The sequence below is a fragment of the Streptomyces sp. bgisy100 genome, from assembly GCF_057709105.1.
On record NZ_JBYITE010000011.1, the window covers coordinates 119683 to 134556 of the forward strand.

Annotated in this window: 16 protein-coding genes; 5 read left to right on the forward strand and 11 right to left on the reverse strand. The window is 69.7% G+C overall.

All coding sequences use genetic code 11. The features are described 5' to 3' along the window. Nucleotides 1-28: 28 nt before the first annotated feature. Entirely contained in the window at nt 29-1186 is a 1158-nt protein-coding gene (locus AC3EQ1_RS10560; RefSeq protein ID WP_432094055.1) for a right-handed parallel beta-helix repeat-containing protein, read from the reverse strand. Between the two features lie 537 nt (nt 1187-1723). Beyond that, complete coding sequence (locus tag AC3EQ1_RS10565) at nt 1724-2269, reverse strand: DM13 domain-containing protein (RefSeq protein ID WP_432094056.1); 546 nt, start codon at nt 2267-2269, stop codon at nt 1724-1726. A 248-nt stretch (nt 2270-2517) separates the two neighbouring features. On the opposite strand from AC3EQ1_RS10565, the gene AC3EQ1_RS10570 reads away from it, so the two are divergent. Further along, nucleotides 2518-2799, forward strand: a complete 282-nt coding sequence (locus tag AC3EQ1_RS10570; RefSeq protein WP_432094057.1) for a hypothetical protein — start codon at nt 2518-2520, stop codon at nt 2797-2799. A gap of 46 nt (nt 2800-2845) precedes the next feature. Here AC3EQ1_RS10570 and AC3EQ1_RS10575 read toward each other — a convergent pair whose 3' ends face one another. Both AC3EQ1_RS10575 and AC3EQ1_RS10580 read right to left on the reverse strand, forming a co-directional pair. Further along, nucleotides 2846-3379, reverse strand: a complete 534-nt coding sequence (locus AC3EQ1_RS10575) for a flavoprotein (RefSeq protein ID WP_432094058.1) — start codon at nt 3377-3379, stop codon at nt 2846-2848. Further along, nucleotides 3376-4653: a helix-turn-helix domain-containing protein gene (locus tag AC3EQ1_RS10580; RefSeq protein WP_432094117.1), complete on the reverse strand. Its 1278-nt coding sequence runs from the start codon at nt 4651-4653 to the stop codon at nt 3376-3378. The genes AC3EQ1_RS10575 and AC3EQ1_RS10580 overlap by 4 nt, the downstream gene beginning before the upstream one ends. A 74-nt stretch (nt 4654-4727) precedes the next feature. Here AC3EQ1_RS10580 and AC3EQ1_RS10585 point away from each other — a divergent pair, with 74 nt between their 5' ends. Then, on the forward strand, nt 4728-5375 hold the full coding sequence (locus AC3EQ1_RS10585; protein ID WP_432094118.1) for an ATP-binding protein: 648 nt from the start codon (nt 4728-4730) through the stop codon (nt 5373-5375). A 3-nt stretch (nt 5376-5378) separates the two neighbouring features. Next, nucleotides 5379-5669 (forward strand): hypothetical protein, encoded by a 291-nt coding sequence (locus AC3EQ1_RS10590; protein WP_432094059.1) that lies wholly within the window; start codon nt 5379-5381, stop codon nt 5667-5669. 291 nt (nt 5670-5960) lie between these two features. On the opposite strand, the gene AC3EQ1_RS10595 is transcribed toward AC3EQ1_RS10590, so the two are convergent. Further along, nucleotides 5961-6518, reverse strand: a complete 558-nt coding sequence (locus AC3EQ1_RS10595) for a DinB family protein (RefSeq protein WP_432094060.1) — start codon at nt 6516-6518, stop codon at nt 5961-5963. Between the two features lie 183 nt (nt 6519-6701). Continuing rightward, on the reverse strand, nt 6702-7694 hold the full coding sequence (locus tag AC3EQ1_RS10600; RefSeq protein WP_432094061.1) for a PI-PLC domain-containing protein: 993 nt from the start codon (nt 7692-7694) through the stop codon (nt 6702-6704). 280 nt (nt 7695-7974) lie between these two features. Between AC3EQ1_RS10600 and AC3EQ1_RS10605 the strand changes: the two genes are divergently transcribed. Together AC3EQ1_RS10605 and AC3EQ1_RS10610 are read left to right on the forward strand one after the other, a co-directional pair. Beyond that, nucleotides 7975-8178 (forward strand): hypothetical protein, encoded by a 204-nt coding sequence (locus AC3EQ1_RS10605; RefSeq protein ID WP_432094062.1) that lies wholly within the window; start codon nt 7975-7977, stop codon nt 8176-8178. Continuing rightward, the gene (locus AC3EQ1_RS10610) at nt 8171-8602 is read left to right on the forward strand and encodes a hypothetical protein (RefSeq protein WP_432094063.1); all 432 of its coding nucleotides are present in this window, start codon (nt 8171-8173) and stop codon (nt 8600-8602) included. Before AC3EQ1_RS10605 ends, AC3EQ1_RS10610 begins: the two co-directional genes overlap by 8 nt. A gap of 179 nt (nt 8603-8781) precedes the next feature. On the opposite strand, the gene AC3EQ1_RS10615 is transcribed toward AC3EQ1_RS10610, so the two are convergent. The 5 genes from AC3EQ1_RS10615 to AC3EQ1_RS10635 all read right to left on the reverse strand — a co-directional run bounded on the left by AC3EQ1_RS10615 (nt 8782) and on the right by AC3EQ1_RS10635 (nt 14780). Further along, the gene (locus AC3EQ1_RS10615) at nt 8782-9090 is read right to left on the reverse strand and encodes a hypothetical protein (RefSeq protein WP_432094064.1); all 309 of its coding nucleotides are present in this window, start codon (nt 9088-9090) and stop codon (nt 8782-8784) included. Nucleotides 9091-9255: 165 nt separating this feature from the next. Next, entirely contained in the window at nt 9256-10806 is a 1551-nt protein-coding gene (locus AC3EQ1_RS10620; protein WP_432094065.1) for an FAD-dependent monooxygenase, read from the reverse strand. Nucleotides 10807-11250: 444 nt separating this feature from the next. Continuing rightward, nucleotides 11251-12612: a phenylacetate--CoA ligase PaaK gene (gene paaK, locus AC3EQ1_RS10625; protein WP_432094066.1), complete on the reverse strand. Its 1362-nt coding sequence runs from the start codon at nt 12610-12612 to the stop codon at nt 11251-11253. Beyond that, entirely contained in the window at nt 12609-13046 is a 438-nt protein-coding gene (paaI, locus tag AC3EQ1_RS10630) for a hydroxyphenylacetyl-CoA thioesterase PaaI (RefSeq protein ID WP_432094067.1), read from the reverse strand. The genes paaK and paaI overlap by 4 nt, the downstream gene beginning before the upstream one ends. Nucleotides 13047-13262: 216 nt before the next feature. After that, nucleotides 13263-14780: an MFS transporter gene (locus AC3EQ1_RS10635; RefSeq protein WP_432094068.1), complete on the reverse strand. Its 1518-nt coding sequence runs from the start codon at nt 14778-14780 to the stop codon at nt 13263-13265. Nucleotides 14781-14874: the final 94 nt, after the last annotated feature.

Below are 14874 nucleotides of genomic sequence, written 5' to 3' on the forward strand. Positions count from 1 at the left end.
CATTTCCCACTGGTCGGATCCGCACCGGTCAGCACGAACCCGCAGGTTTCGACACGCCGCACAGGTTGCGGACGAACTTGTTCCCCTCCCCCTTGTCGCCGTCCACCAGGTCCGCCGGCTCGTTGTTGAGAGCCACGTTGTACTTGACGACGTTGCGGTTGTTGACGGCCCCCACGAAGCTGCGGAACAGCACGACGCCGCCGGACAGCGGGGACTCGCCGACGTTGTCCCGGATCAGGTTCCCCCGGATCAGGGTGTCCTCGGCGCCGGTCAGGACGATGCCGGATCCCTGGATGTAGGGGAGACGGCTGTTGCCGGGGCAGTATTTGTTGTTCCTGGAGATGTTGTTGTCGCGGATGGTGAGGTCCCCGGCGCGGGGCTTCGACTCGTCACCCACCACGAAGACTCCACCGCAGTTCCCGGTGAGGATGTTGCTGCGGATCGCCAGGTTCCTGGTGCGCCGGATCGTCACGCCGATCCGGTTGCCGGTGAGGAAGTTCCCGCGGACCACGGCGCCCTCGGTGTCGAGCGAGCCGCCCTCGCGGTCGACGGTGTTGGCGATGAAGAGACCCGAGTCCCCGCTGTCGGAGATCGTGTTGTAACGGAACTCCCCACGAACTGACTTCTGCTGGGCGATGCCCCAGACGCCGCTCTTCCGGGCGGTCACCCAGCGGACCTCCAGCCCGTCGGTGTCCGAGGCCCAGATGCCGTTCTTCTTGAATCCGGAGACGGTCAGCGAGCGGAGGGTCACGCCCTCCAGCCGGTTGCCCTCGGTTCCCGTGACGCAGATGCCGTTTCCGGCCTTGGCGCAGGCGTTCTCGGAACGCTTGGCGGCCTTGGCTGCCTTGGTGGACTTGCTCTTGCCCGACTTGGCGGACTTGCTCGTCTTGCTGGTCTTGCTCGACTTGCTGGTCTTGCTGGACGGGGTGGCCGCCGGCTTGATGACGGTCCGGTCACCGGCCCCGCGCAGGGTCAGACCCGGGGTCGAGATCTGGACGCTCTCCCGGTACGTGCCGGGCGCGATGTATACGGTGTCGCCCGGTTCGGCGGCGTCCACGGCTTCCTGGATGGACTCCCCCGGGCGCACGACGAGCCGGGAATCGGCGTGGGCCGACGGAGCGGCGACGAATCCGGTGGCGACAACGGCTGTTATCAGTCCGAGGTGCATTACGCGGTGTTTTGTCATGCCACGAAGCTATGACCGATGCCAACCGCCCGCCACATATGGTGAGCCGAACGTCACAGCAGGTGCCGGACACCGCTCCCATCAGCTCTTTTCGCGCTCGCCGGCATCCCTGGGGGCGTCCTCGGCAGCCTCCGGATCCCTGCTCTCGGGGGAGCTGCCCCCCGCGGTGTCGCCCCCCGGGTTCCCGTCGTGCGGCTTCCCCGCCGGACCGTTCCGGTCCTGCGGAGCCGCGTCCCCGGGATTCCCGTCACGCGGATTCCCGTCACGCGGAGAGCCGGGCGCGGGCCCGCCCGGGGAGGATGGGGCACCGCCCGTCGCCCCGTCCGGCGTCAGGGCCTCCGCCCCGGTCTGCGTCTGCGGTGTCACCAGCAGGGCCGCGAGGCTGGCCGGGAGGAACCACAGTCGAATGGGCGAGGGCGTCATACGAGAGCCAACGGCCGAGCGGCACCCGGCGACACCCGCTCACCGGCCACGGCGGCCGATCATCACCCGAACGGCCCTGCCTGCCGAGCCAGTCCACCGGCCCTCCCGGCTCCCTCACGTACGGGTGAGCGGGGCGGCGCCGAAGGAGACATCGAAGCGGTCGCACCAGATCGACACGCTGGTGTACCGGCCCAGATCGAGGCCGGCCGGCAGCGGATAGTTCTGGTTGCCCTGGTTGCCCTTGAGCTCACCGAGGCTCACATGTGCCCCGTCGTCGAAGAGGTGCCACCCGGACTCGTCGTCCTTCACCTGGGCATCGGTGATCCAGACGTGCAGATCGGGTCCGTTGCTGGTGTCCAGGTCCTCCAGCCGCAGCACTCGCTTCCCGTCGGCGCCCTGAAGAATCCTCACCGTGCCACGGGTGGGATGTTCCTGGCTGATCAGCTTCCCGGTGGCGAGGGTGCCACCGGGCTGCGACGGGCCCGGCGACCCCGTCGCCGTCGGCGAGGCCACTCCGGACGGCAGATCCTCGTCGACCTCCTCGTTCACCCAGAGCTTCCAGGGCTGGAACCAGAACAGACCGAACACCACCGCCGCGGCGACCACGACCAGCGCCGCGATGACCACAGGCCGCCGCAGGAAACGGAGCAAGCGGTTCATCGTCACCACCTCCCGGGCCCGCACCGGCCCTTGTCCGCCGACTGCTCGCCCAGAGAACATAACCGCCGACGCCCACGAATCACCGGCCCTCCGACCCGGCAGTCGGGTGGCGGGACCGCCCGACCGAGGCCCGCGCGACGGACCCACGGGCCGGTCGGCGCCGCGGTACGGTGACGGGGCCGTCGACACCGTACGGCGCCTGAGCCGTCGACAGCAGGAGAGCCGTGTCCGATCGATCATGGCGATTGATGCAGGGGGACACTCTGCTGGGCAGCCTCGTGCTCGACCGCTTCGACCAGCCGTGGTTTCACTGCCGCTTCTCGCCGACGCCCGCCTGGGAACCCGTCCGCCCCACGGTTGAGGCGTGGACCAGGGCGGTCGAGCGCGGCGACGGCGACGATCACGAGCTCACTGCGGCGCTGGAAGCCGTCGACGCACTGCGGCTGTCCCTCGTCCCGGCTCCCCACTCCGGGCCGATCCACGACTTCCTGCTCCACGTCGAAGGCGACGAAGCCCGCTTCCGCTCCTGAGGCACCGTCGACGAGCGCCCGGGGACAGATACTCGCCTCCTGCCGCTCACCCCACAACGGGCTTCAGGAGCTCGACGGCCTGCTCCCACCGGAACGTCTCACGTCCCCCGCCTGCCTTCGGCTGGTGCGGTTGGTAGCTGCCGACGAGGACCCCCATGGCGCGCAGTTGTTCCAGGCTCCGGGGGTAGGCGGGGTGTGCGGCCATGGCGGCGTTCAGGTAGGGCAGGACGACTGTGGGGATGCGCAAGCCGTACGCCTCGCACAGGACGCCCAGGGCCAGGGTGTCGGCGATCCCGGCGGCCCACTTGTTGATCGTGTTGAAGGTCGCGGGGGCGACGGCGATCGCGCTCGGAGGAGGAAGGGGCCGCGCATCGCCTGGCGAGCGCCAGGCGGAACGGATCGGATAGCCGCACTGTGCCTCGATGGCCTCTGCATCGATGAAGTTCAGCCCGCGGGGGGTGGAGATCACGCCGACCTCCCAACCCTGCAGCTGGGCTGCCGTAATCAGCTTGCCGACGTCGTCCGCGATCCCTGCGGCACAGACAACGACGTACAGGAACGGACGCTTGCGCTCGCTCAAGCGGGTACTCCCAGTTGTCTGCTGAAGTGGTGGAGTTCGGGCAGGGTTCGGCGATGGTCACGCGCAGCCATGTCGGCGACGAGTTTACGAACAGCGGGACGTCGGATGTCCTGGGCGGCGCAGCTCCCGGCCACGCGCAGCGCCCGGTAGCCATCGGCCAGCCTGCCCTGCTGACTGTAGGCACGGGCTGCCTCGATCCATAGTGCCGCGCGACGTTCGGGGACCGGGATCCGCCGCCGCATGAGCGGCCGGGCCGTCTCCAAGGCGAGGCCCGCGTCCCCGAGGACGACGGCGGCACTGACAGCGTGCAGCGCGACGTTGGTCGGACTGAAGTTGGCCCAGACGTCGGCGTGGTCGAGCGCCACGTAGCGAGCGATATCGTTCGCTTCGTTCAGGAAGTCATGCGTGGCCGCGCGGTCCCCTCCACTGCTCGCGGCCGTGACACCGCGTAGCAGCATGAGTCCGAGGGCTGCCAGGTACTCGGGGGTTCGGCGGTCATAGGAGCCGCTGAGCTGGTCAGCGGTGTGCCGGACGAGTGCGACCGCCTGGTTGGGATGCTTCTCCCGGGCGAGAGCGTGGGCATGCACACGCACGCTGGAGGCCAGTACAACAGGATCGCCGGACCTCTCGGCCTCTGCCATGGCCCGACCGACAGCCATCCACGCACTGCCACTGTCGCCGAGCTTGAGCAGGAGGCTCGCCGAGGTCTGGTACACGGTGGCCAGCAAGCCAGTGACCGTGTCCGTCTCCCACGAGCTTGCTGCTGCCCGCAAGTCCGCGATGAGCGGAGGCAAGGCGTATCCCAGTTCAGCGTAGTCACAGGTACAGAACAAGCGGCGCACAGCGGATACTCGCTTGTTCAATTCCTGCGCGCTTGGTTCCCCGCCCGTTGGATCAGGTGACGGTCCGGGTAGCAGGGCACGGACCAAATCCGGACGGCCCGCGACCGGCGCCGAGGGTGCAGTGACAGAAGCGATGCTCCCAGCGAGAAAAGTGCGGCGGTGCATATCCTCCGCCTCGTGGTGGGCGTCACGATCAGCAGGGCGATGGGACGTGGGGAGGAGGCCGAGACGGCACAGCGGGATGTCGAGTTCCGCTGCTACGGCGCGCAGCAACCGGGCGTCCTCAGTCCCTCGCCCATTCTCCAACCGGCTCACCTTGGACTGGTGGTAGCCCAGGGCTGCGGCAACGTTCGCCTGCGAGCGCTTCTGGAGGACTCGGGCACCACGGATGAGGTCACCGAGCCGTCTTCCTTGGTCATGCGCCTCGATCATGCTTGCCACGGCCCCTCCTGCCGGCACCCATATGGCTTCTTCAACGGAGCGTAGGGCAGCGGAGATTCGTGACGATGCAGATCCTGCATAAGTCATGCCCGGCTCCGGCAGGCATCGACCGCGCAGCAGCCGGGAGCCGTTTCGTGGAGTGGACCCACTTCACCTTGGAGACGCACATGGAATCGCATCACTGCACCTTCACCCTCCCCGGTACAGCTTCCGCCGTCGCAAGCGCTCGGCGACAGGTCCTCGCCGACTTATGCGAATGGGGGCTGCGACCGGGCAGCGACGTGCTCCACACGATCGAACTGGCAGCGAGCGAACTCATCACCAACGCCGTCAAACACTCATACGCCGAGCCGGTCTCAGTCGCTGTCCGGCTTCAGGGCGACACGGTGCGGATCGACGTGTGCGACTCCAGCCCCGATCTCCCCAAGCGGCGATGCCCGACGGCCGCCGATGAGAACGGCCGTGGACTGCTCATCGTCATGGCGATGGCCACTCGATACGCCGTGGAACCGACCTCGACCGGGAAGCGGTGCTGGGCCGAGTTCACCATCCCCCCAGATGCGCTCACCGCCGTGCCCTCCTCGCGCTCAGCCGCTGTGAGCCGCACCGAACCCGGTAGATGCTCCCAGGAATGGCGGCTCCCACGACTTCCGGGCCTGTGCGCGACGGCACACATTCCAGATCATCCGAACACGGCCCGGGCTGGGGATTGATCGATGACACGCCAACCTGACCGGAACGATGCTGCGGAATGGGACCAACTCCACCGCCATGAGATCACGGTGGCGATGAACTGGGTGATCCGCACCTGCCAGATGATCATCCGCGACCACAGCCACAAAACATTCTGGGTCCCCACCGGAACTCACGCAGGCAACACTCCCACCACAATCCACCTCATCGAGTCCGCACGTGCTGACGTACTCAACAAGCTCCTACACCACATCCACGGCGCAGAGAGCATCATCAGCAACACAGAGCGCGAACGTGCCAAGCGCACGAGATGATTGCACGGTCATCAGCGGCACCGCTGGAGGGCGGCTCAGGGCCGAGACGGCATTCATCCGACCGGGGACATTGACGCAGCCCTGACTCGTGAGCTCCTGAGCCCAGAGCGCGCTTCCCTGAGCTTTACCTCCTGCGGCTGGGGGGACCAGGCCATGGCGCGGGCCTCCCAGATACCCCAACCGTGCGAAGTGTCCAGCACAAAATGCCCACCGGGTTCCTGGCCGCCTACCGCTCCGCGGTTGACATGGAGGGCGGGGCGCATGGCAGCGCCCCGCCCTCCACGCCACGGCTCAGCCCATGCTCTTGGACCCGTCCATGGTCTCGCGGATGATGTCGGCGTGGCCGGAGTGCTGAGCGGTCTCCGTGCAGATGTGCATCACCACCCGGCGGACCGACCACTGCGCGCCGGGCTCGAACCACGGTGCCTTCGGCAGCGGCTGGCTCGCGTTCAGGTCGGGCACGGTGGCCACCAGCTCGTCGGTGCGGCGGGCCACCTCGGCGTAGTCGGCGAGTACGCCGGCCAACGTCTCGTCGGGGAGCAGCCGGAACTCGTCGGCCCGCTTGGCGAGGTCTTCCTCGGTCATGTCCGTGACGTCGCCCATGGCCGACGGGCCTTCCAGGATGAAGCCGATCCAGTGCCGCTCCACCGACGTGACGTGCTTGATCAGGCCGCCCAGACAGAGCTCGCTGGCCGTGGGACGCAGCCGGGCCTGTTCGTCGGAGAGATCCTTGGTGGTGAGGCGCAGGAAGTACCGCTGCTGCGCCAGCATCGCCAGCAGGTCGGCGCGCTCGCCCGTGACCCCCGCCGCCTCGGCCGCGTCGTTGCTGAACAGCTCGTTGACCGCCATGGTCTCCCTCTTTCCTCGTCTTTTCCGTCGACAGAGACCACGTTAGGAGCCATATAGGTCCATTCATGACCTGAATGCCAGCCTACGAGGATTGGGGAGCGGTGCGGTGCTACGACTCGGTCCCCGGTTCCGGGCGGCGATGGCGCCGACCGGAACCGGGGCCGGACGAGGCAGCTCAGGACGTCAGCTGCCGAAGGGGATGTCCCGAGGGGTGGCCATCCGGCGGGTGTCCGGGTGGGCCTTCACGTAGTCCGTGATGTACGAGAGCGGCTCCCGCACCGCGCTGTCGTCCGTGCCGCAGCCCTTCGGGCCGCTGACGCCGTCCGGGTAGCACGACATCCGGTTGCCGTAGATCAGGCTGTCCACGGCGGCACGCCCGCCGGAGGAGTCGAGCAGGGTGGCGGCACGCTCCCCGTCGCCCTTGCCCACGGTCCACCCGACGGTCTGCCCGAGCTCTCCGGCGTCCCGGGCCTTCCTGCCGGCCTCCAGCTCCTTCCGGATGCTGTCGAACTTCAAGGCCATGTCGAACTTGCCGTTGTCCATCACGCGCTGGTTGCCGGGGACGTTCGGCCCGTGTTCGGCGAAGCCGTCCCGGACCTGCGCGTAGTCGCCGCTGTAGCTGACCGCCTCCTTGGAGTTCAGATCACCGAGGGCGGTCTTCCAGCCGCTGCCGCCCTCCGTGCCGTAGAAGCCGTAGAGCACCCGGATGCCCCTGCTCTCCAGCTTCTTGCGCGCCAGGTCCCGCAGCCCGGCCACGGAGCAGTGGCGCCACTCGGGGTCGTTGCTGTCGCACCAGTCGGGATTCTTCATGTCCAGCCAGACGAAGGAGACCTGACGCCCGCCGTCATGCTCCTTTGCCACCTGGTCGAACATGGCGGACATGGTGTCCCCGTAGCTGGTGAGAGTGCCGTCGTGGTCGGCCCACCAGCCCTTGCGCCAGGCGGTTGCGTCCATCTCCAGGGCGTTGGCACCGTTCTTGAGCGCCGTGGTCACCCCGCCCGTGGTCAGCACCCGGTGGGCGATGGCCCAGGTGGGGCGCTGTTCGGTGGTGCGGGGCGCGGTCTCGGAGGGCTTGTCCTCCGGTACGGCCATTGCGGCTCCGGTACCCAGAGTGATTCCGGAGGCGAGGAGAGCCAGCGGCAGCAGTATGGCGCGGAGCCGACGTGGGGGGGCCATGAGGACGGGTCCTTTCCGTTGCACGGGCTACGACGTGGGGGGAGCAGCCCGTTTGCCGTGCGGTGACTGCCTGTCCTCCAGACAGCCACCCGCGGGCCAACTGCCCGCGGATGCAGCACTGTACGCTAAGTTACCCACGGGTAAGCATCGACTGCGGTCCGCACACGGCTGCCCTGCCTGAGAAGGTGGGGGTGCTCGCGGCAGCATGGATGCAGTCGTGGCTGCGGCGTTCGGGAACGCCGGGGACCATCGGCAGCATGGGCTGGGAGCGGTCCGGGGCATGGACACCGTCGCCGCAGCCATCGACGTGGTCGACCAGCGCGTCGGGGGGAACGAAGCCGTCCTGTTCGCTGGTCATGTGCCGGGCGACGCCGCTGGAACTGAACCGGTCCGGCGGATGCCGACACCTGATGTGCAGCTGCGGCCGGCCGGTAATCCGCAGGCACTGAGACTTCGGCACTCGTACGCTGTCCGTCATGGCTGACTCACGAACCGTTGGACTCGCGCGCCCGGTACGGGGAGTGAAGGTGTACTCCCGCCAGATGCTCGGCGGTTGTTCGCCGACTTTCGGCAGGGTGGAGTTGGACTTCGAACCGGCCCCGGAGGGGACGGAGTCGTCGTGTGAGTTCGCCTGCACGGCGCGGCCGGAACCGAATGCCGAATTCGAAGAGGCACTCACCCAGGGCGTGATGCAGGAACTGGCCGGCGAGCAGACCGACGGCCCCCAAGCGCGCCGGAGCGCGACAGTGAGTTCCCTGGTCATCGTGCGATCTCTCACCTGGCACTGGGTCGACTCCTGCGAGCGCGGCTTTGTCCGGCTCGGCGCCCTCGCCGTGCGAGAAGCCCTCCAGTGCATAGCGGAAGACCGCGAGCCACAGGAGATCGTGACCAGGGTAAGCCTGCCGTGAAGCCGACGGGCCGGCGTGCGGCCGATATGGACGCCCTCAACCTTGAGGAGGGCGTCCGTTCAGGTTGAGCCGCACATCCCGGCGGCGTGGACCTGCCGGATATTCCCCGGCAGTTCGTCGTGGGCTTCGTGGCCGGACACCACCGGGGTCGGGCCATCAACTCTCCAGCTGTAGACCCGTCACCTGAGGTACTCGGCCAGATCAGGGTTGTGCTGCGCGGCCAAGTCGATGAGTTCGCCGACGTCGAGTGTTGCCGCGACCTGACCCACCAGGCGCTCCTCCAGCAGCGGCGCCATCGGCAGCATCTCCGGTGATCCGCTGTCCGGCTCGATGCCGTCGATGTCGATCCTCCGCTCGACCAGCATCCTCCGGTAGACGACTGCCGCGAGGGCCAAGTCCTTCGTCGAGCACTGCTGCGCGCTGCGGGAGCGTGCGATCTCCCCAGCGATTGACAGGAGTTCGAACGCCCCGTCCGTCATCTCTCTCATCCCGCCCCCTTGGTCACAGCATCCAGGCCCCGCCGCCGACGAGCGGACGAGGGTGAAGGCAACACCGGCGGCGGCCTGAACCGTCATACCCCACCCCGTCGAGGACCGCCGTACGGAGCAGCGTGTATGGGTGCAGGACGAGCCGCCGGACACCCGTTGTTGCGCTCAGGCAGCAGGCGCGCCGAACCAGGTGGTCATCCGGCGGTGCAGACTCTGCTGGTCGTCACCGACCCACGCCACATGGCCGTCCGGCCGCAGCAGCACCGCGGGTACGTCCAGTTCCTCGGTGGTGTCGACGACGTGGTCGACCCGGTCCGCCCAGCCCGCCGCCGAGAGCCCGCCGGTCCGGTCGAGGAGCAGTCCGCGGCCCTGGTGCATCAGCTCGTAGAGGCGGCCCTGCTTCAGTTGGAGGTCCCGCATCCGGCGGCCGAGCAGTTCGTGGCCCTCTCCGTTTTCGTGGCCCTCGCCGATCTCGTGACCCTCGCCGACGTCGTAGCGGACGCCGACGGCGGTGATCATTTCGGTCACCTGCCGGTTCACTTCCTCGATGTCCATCAGCCGCGTGAACAGCTCCCGCAGTGCCGTCGCCCCCGGATCGGTGCCGAGCAGGGTGATCTGCGCACGGGTGTTGTCCAGCACGGCGGCGCCCACCGGGTGCCGTTCGGTGTGGTAGCTGTCCAGCAGTCCTTCCGGGGCCCAGCCGTCCACCGCGGCGGCCAGCTTCCAGCCGAGGTTGAACGCGTCCTGGATACCGAGGTTGAGCCCCTGCCCGCCGGTCGGCGGATGGATGTGCGCCGCGTCGCCCGCCAGCAGCACCCGGCCGACCCGGTAACGCTCGGCCTGCCGGGTGGCGTCGCCGAACCGGGACAGCCAGCGGGGCGAGTGGACGCCGAAGTCGGTTCCGCTCACGGCACGCAGCTGCTGCCTGAACTCCTCGAGACTCGGCGCGGCCGCACGGTCCTCGGTCACCCCGTCGGCGGGCACGATGATGCGGTACAGCCCCTCGTTCCCGTCGACGTCGGGGATGGCTCCGAACCGCAGTTGGGTCTTGCGGACCTCCGCGACGACGGCGTCGACGGTCGCCCGATCCTCGGTCACCTCCATGTCGCCCAGCAACGTCTCGACCTTGGCGGGCTCGCCGGGGAACGGGACTCCGAGCTGCTTGCGCACCGTGCTGCGGCCGCCGTCGCAGCCCACGAGGTAGCGCGAGCGCAGGCGCGTGCCACCCCCTCCCGCTCCCCCGGCGGCCGGGGTCCCGCTGTCGGAAGAGCCCCCGGCTGCGCCCTCTGGGGCGGTGTCCCCGCCCGCCGGCTCGACGGTCACCCCGTGCTCGTCCTGGCTCAGTCCGATCACGTCGCAGCCGCGCCGGATCTCGACGCCGAGTTCCAGGGCCCGCTCGGTCAGCAGCCGCTCGGTGACCGGCTGCGGGGTGGCCAGGCCATAGGGGTGAGCGGTGTCCAGCCGGTCCGGCCACGGCTTGACGATGCCGCCGAAGAGCCCGCCGACCTGGAACTTCTCACTGACCGCGAGGAACCGGTCCAGGATGCCGCGCTGGTCCATCATCTCGACGCTGCGCGCATGCAGGCCGCGCCCCCGGGACTGCCCGGTCGGCTCGGTCAGCTTCTCCAGCACGACCACGTGCACGCCGTGCAGCCGCAACTCGCAGGCCAGCATCAGTCCGGTCGGCCCGCCGCCGACCACGATCACGTCAATCATCCATGTCCCCGTTCCGAGAGCGATGTTCGGCCAGCCGCTCCGCGCACTCCGGCGGCGCACACCCGCGCCTCCACGCCGGGTCCCGCGAACGCACCGCGCGTCCCACCGGCAGTTCGACGTCCCACGAGAACCCCACACCGGCGCATGCGCAGGTACGTCGTAAATCCCGGATTTCCGCAGGTACTGGCCTTCGAGCGGAGATTCTGCAGCACGACCGGGGCCTTGCCGCAAGCCCCCTGGTGCGCTATACCTTGAGAGTGGCAAGGGGCGCATGACCTCCTTGCCTTTGCTTTTGCGTCCGAGCTCCACGGACGCCTCCCCACAGAGCGGCAGCGGGCCGCGGACGGCCGTGCGGCGTCGGCCCGGGGGACGGAACTCCGCGCGTCGCAGCCCCGTCCACGGCCGTGAGCCGTCACTCCACGGACGCCGGGCCGGCTCCGCCCCTCACTTCCCCCGCGCGTCGACGATGCGACGGATCTTGCCGACCGAGCGCTCCAGGGTTTCGGGGTCCACGACCTCGACCTCGACGGTGACGCCCACGCCCGCCTTGACCGCTTGGGTGATCGCCGCGGCGGCGGCCTGCCGCTGGTCGGCGCCGGCGCCCGGGCGGGCCTCGATACGCACCGTCATCTCGTCCCGGTGGCCCCGGCGGGTCAGGTGGAGCTGGAAGTGCGGGGCGACGCCGGGGGTGCGCAGCACGATCTCCTCGATCTGGGTGGGGAAGACATTCACCCCGCGCAGAATGATCATGTCGTCGCAGCGGCCCGTGATCTTCTCGATGCGGCGGAAGGCGGGGCGGGCGGTGCCGGGCAGCAGCCTGGTGAGGTCGCGGGTGCGGTAGCGGATGACCGGCATGGCCTCCTTGGTGAGCGAGGTGAAGACCAGCTCGCCGCTCTCGCCCTGCGCCATCACCCCGTCCGGCCCCGGCTCGTCGGCCAGCGGGTCGACCACCTCGGGGTAGAAGTGGTCCTCCCAGACGTGCAGACCGTCCTTGGTCTCCACGCACTCCTGGGCGACGCCCGGGCCGATGACCTCGGACAGGCCGTATATGTCGACGGCGTGCAGGTCCAGGCGCTCCTCGATCTCCCGGCGCATCTCCTCCGTCCAGGGTTCCGCGCCGAAGATGCCGACGCGGAGGGAGGTGGACCGCGGGTCGATGCCCTGCCGTTCGAACTCGTCGAGAAGGGTGAGCATGTAGGAGGGGGTGACCATGATGATCTCGGGCCGGAAGTCCTGGATGATCTGCACCTGCCGGGCCGTCATGCCGCCGGAGGCCGGGATGACGGTGCAGCCGGCCCGCTCGGCGCCGTAGTGGGCGCCGAGCCCGCCGGTGAACAGGCCGTATCCGTAGGAGATGTGCACCTTGTGGCCGGGCCGGCCGCCGGCGGCGCGCAGCGAACGGGCCACGACGTCGGCCCACATGGCGATGTCCCGCTCGGTGTAGCCGACGACGGTGGGGCGGCCGGTCGTGCCGCTGGAGGCATGGATCCGGCGGACCTCGGGCATCGGGACGGCGAACATGCCGAACGGGTAGGTGTCGCGCAGGTCGGCCTTGGTGGTGAACGGGAAGCGGGCGAGGTCGGCGAGCGAGCGGCAGTCGCCGGGGCCGACGCCGGCCGCGTCGAACTTCTTCCGGTAGAGCTCGACATGGTTGTACGCGTGGCGCAGGGTGGCCCGGAGCCGGTCGAGTTGGTACGCGGCGAGTTCCGCGGACGTCATCCGCTCCCCGGCGTCCAGCAACTCCTCCGGGAGTGCCTCGCCCAGTCTCCGGTCCTGGGCACCCGGGCCCGTGTCCGCGCTGCTCATCGCGCCTCCTCCGCCTCTCGGACACTCGCCTCTCGGACGCTCCGGCTGCGCCCCCGGAACTCCGCGATCACCTCGTCGCCGCGGAGCACGGTGACGTCGTAGAGGCCGTTGCGGCCGTAGCGGGTGCGCTCCTCGGCGGTCGCCAGGAGCACGTCGCCCACCCGGGCCGGGGCGACGAAGGTGATGTCCGCCCCGGCGGCGACGGTGGCGGGGCCGTGGCTGTTGCAGGCCACGGCGAAGGCGGTGTCGGCCAGCAGGAAGACGTATCCGCCGTGGGCGGTGCCGTGGCCGTTCGCCATGTGCTCGGTGACGCTCATTCGCAGGGCGGCCCGGCCGGGGCCGGCCTCGATCAGTTCGATGCCCAGGCCGCGGGCGGCCCGGTCGTCAGCGAAGATCGCCTGCGCGGGCCCCGATGCCCCGGGGACGTCTGCCATCCGTGCCACCACCCAGTGAACCGACCGAACATTCGGTTAGCGTGCGCGTGGGGCCAGTAATCCAGCAGGGGAAGGTCGCTGTCAAGGGGTGCGGCGCGGCCTGTCGCTACGGATAGTCGGCGCGGTGCCTGCCCGCCATGACGACGGCCGGGGGCAGAGAGCCCCCGGCCGTCGTCATGGCGGGTCACCCTGGTGGACGGGCGCCCCTGCCCACCGTCACTCCGCTGCCGCGGGCGCCCGGTCCGGTTCCGCCTTGCGCAGCAGGAAGGCCGCGACCCAGCCGCCGAGCAGCACCGCGGCCGCGCCGAAGAGCTGGCTGGTCTCCAGTCCGGAGGCGAAGGCGTCCGCCACAGCGGCGCGGTCGGACGGGTCGGAGCCGGCCGCGGCCAGGGCCGCGGGGAGGGAGCCCGCGCCTACGACGGCGGCGGGGAGCAGGGCGGCGAAGCGGAAGTTGAGGACGGCGCCGAGCACCGCGACGCCCAGGCCGTTGCCGAACTCCGCCAGGGTGCCGTTGATGCCGGCGCCGACACCCGCCTTCCGGGGCGGGATCGCCGACATGACCGCGTTGGCCATGGTGGGCATCGCCAGGGCCACGCCCACCCCCATCAGGATCAGTCCGGTGAGCATGCCGCCGTAGCCGTGGGCGCCGAGGACGGCGACCGCGGCCAGGCCGCCGGCCAGGGTGGACATGCCGACGGCGATGGTGAACGGCGTGCCGAGCCGGGCCAGCACCCGGGGGCCGAGGCCGGTGAAGTTGAGGGCGACGACCGTGAGGGCGAGCGGCGAGGTCCGCAGACCGGCGTCCAGCGGGCCGTAGCCGAGCACGAACTGGAGGTGCTGGGTGAGCAGGAACAGCGAGCCGCCCATGCCGAAGGCGACGAGGATGCCGCCGGCCAGGGCGCCGATGAACCGGCGGTTGCGGAAGAAGTGCATGTCCAGCATGGGGTGCGGGACGCGGAGCTCCCAGACGGTGAACGCGGTGAAGGCGGTCAGCCCGATCGCCGCGGAGATCAGCACCGGGCCGGAGAGCCAGCCCTCGTCCGGGCCGGAGATGATCGCGAAGACCACCCCGACCATGCCGATGGTGGACAGCAGCGCGCCGAGGAGGTCGGGCGGGCCGGTCGTCGGCCCCTTGGACTCCGGGAGCAGCCGGACGGCGGCGACGAGGCCGATGAGGACCACCGGCACGTTGATGAGGAAGATGGCGCCCCACCAGAAGTGGGCGAGGATCGAGCCGCCGATCAGCGGCCCGGCGGCGAAGCCGAGCGAGTTGACGGTGCTCCAGATCCCGATGGCCTTGGGGCGCTCGGAGTCGTCGAAGGTCTGCACGACGACGGCGAGGGTGGTGGTCATCAGCAGTGCGCCGCCGATGCCCATCCCGGCCCGCGCGGCGATGAGCTGGCCCGGGTTCTGGGCGAACGAGGCGGCGGCCGAGCCGAGTCCGAAGAGGACGAGTCCGGCGATCAGCATGCGCTTGCGGCCGTACCGGTCGGCGGCGTTGCCGGCGGTGAGCAGCAGACCCGACTGGACCAGCGAGTACGCGTTGATCATCCACTGGATGTCGGCCGTGGTCGCGCCGAGTTCCCCGCTGAGGGAGGGGATGGCGACGCTGAGGATGGTGTTGTCGAGCAGCACGGTGAGCTGGGCGAGACAGACGCCGGCGAGGATCAGCCAGCGGGTCGGGGGCCTCACGTCCCTGCCGGGGGTGGTGACGTCGGCGGCCACGACGGACAAAGCGGGCTCCGGTTGGGGTGGGGGGCGGCTGGGTTCTCCGTTCGGGTCCGGCGGGCCCATGGACGGCCTGGTGCCGCCGAGGGGGCCCGTCCGG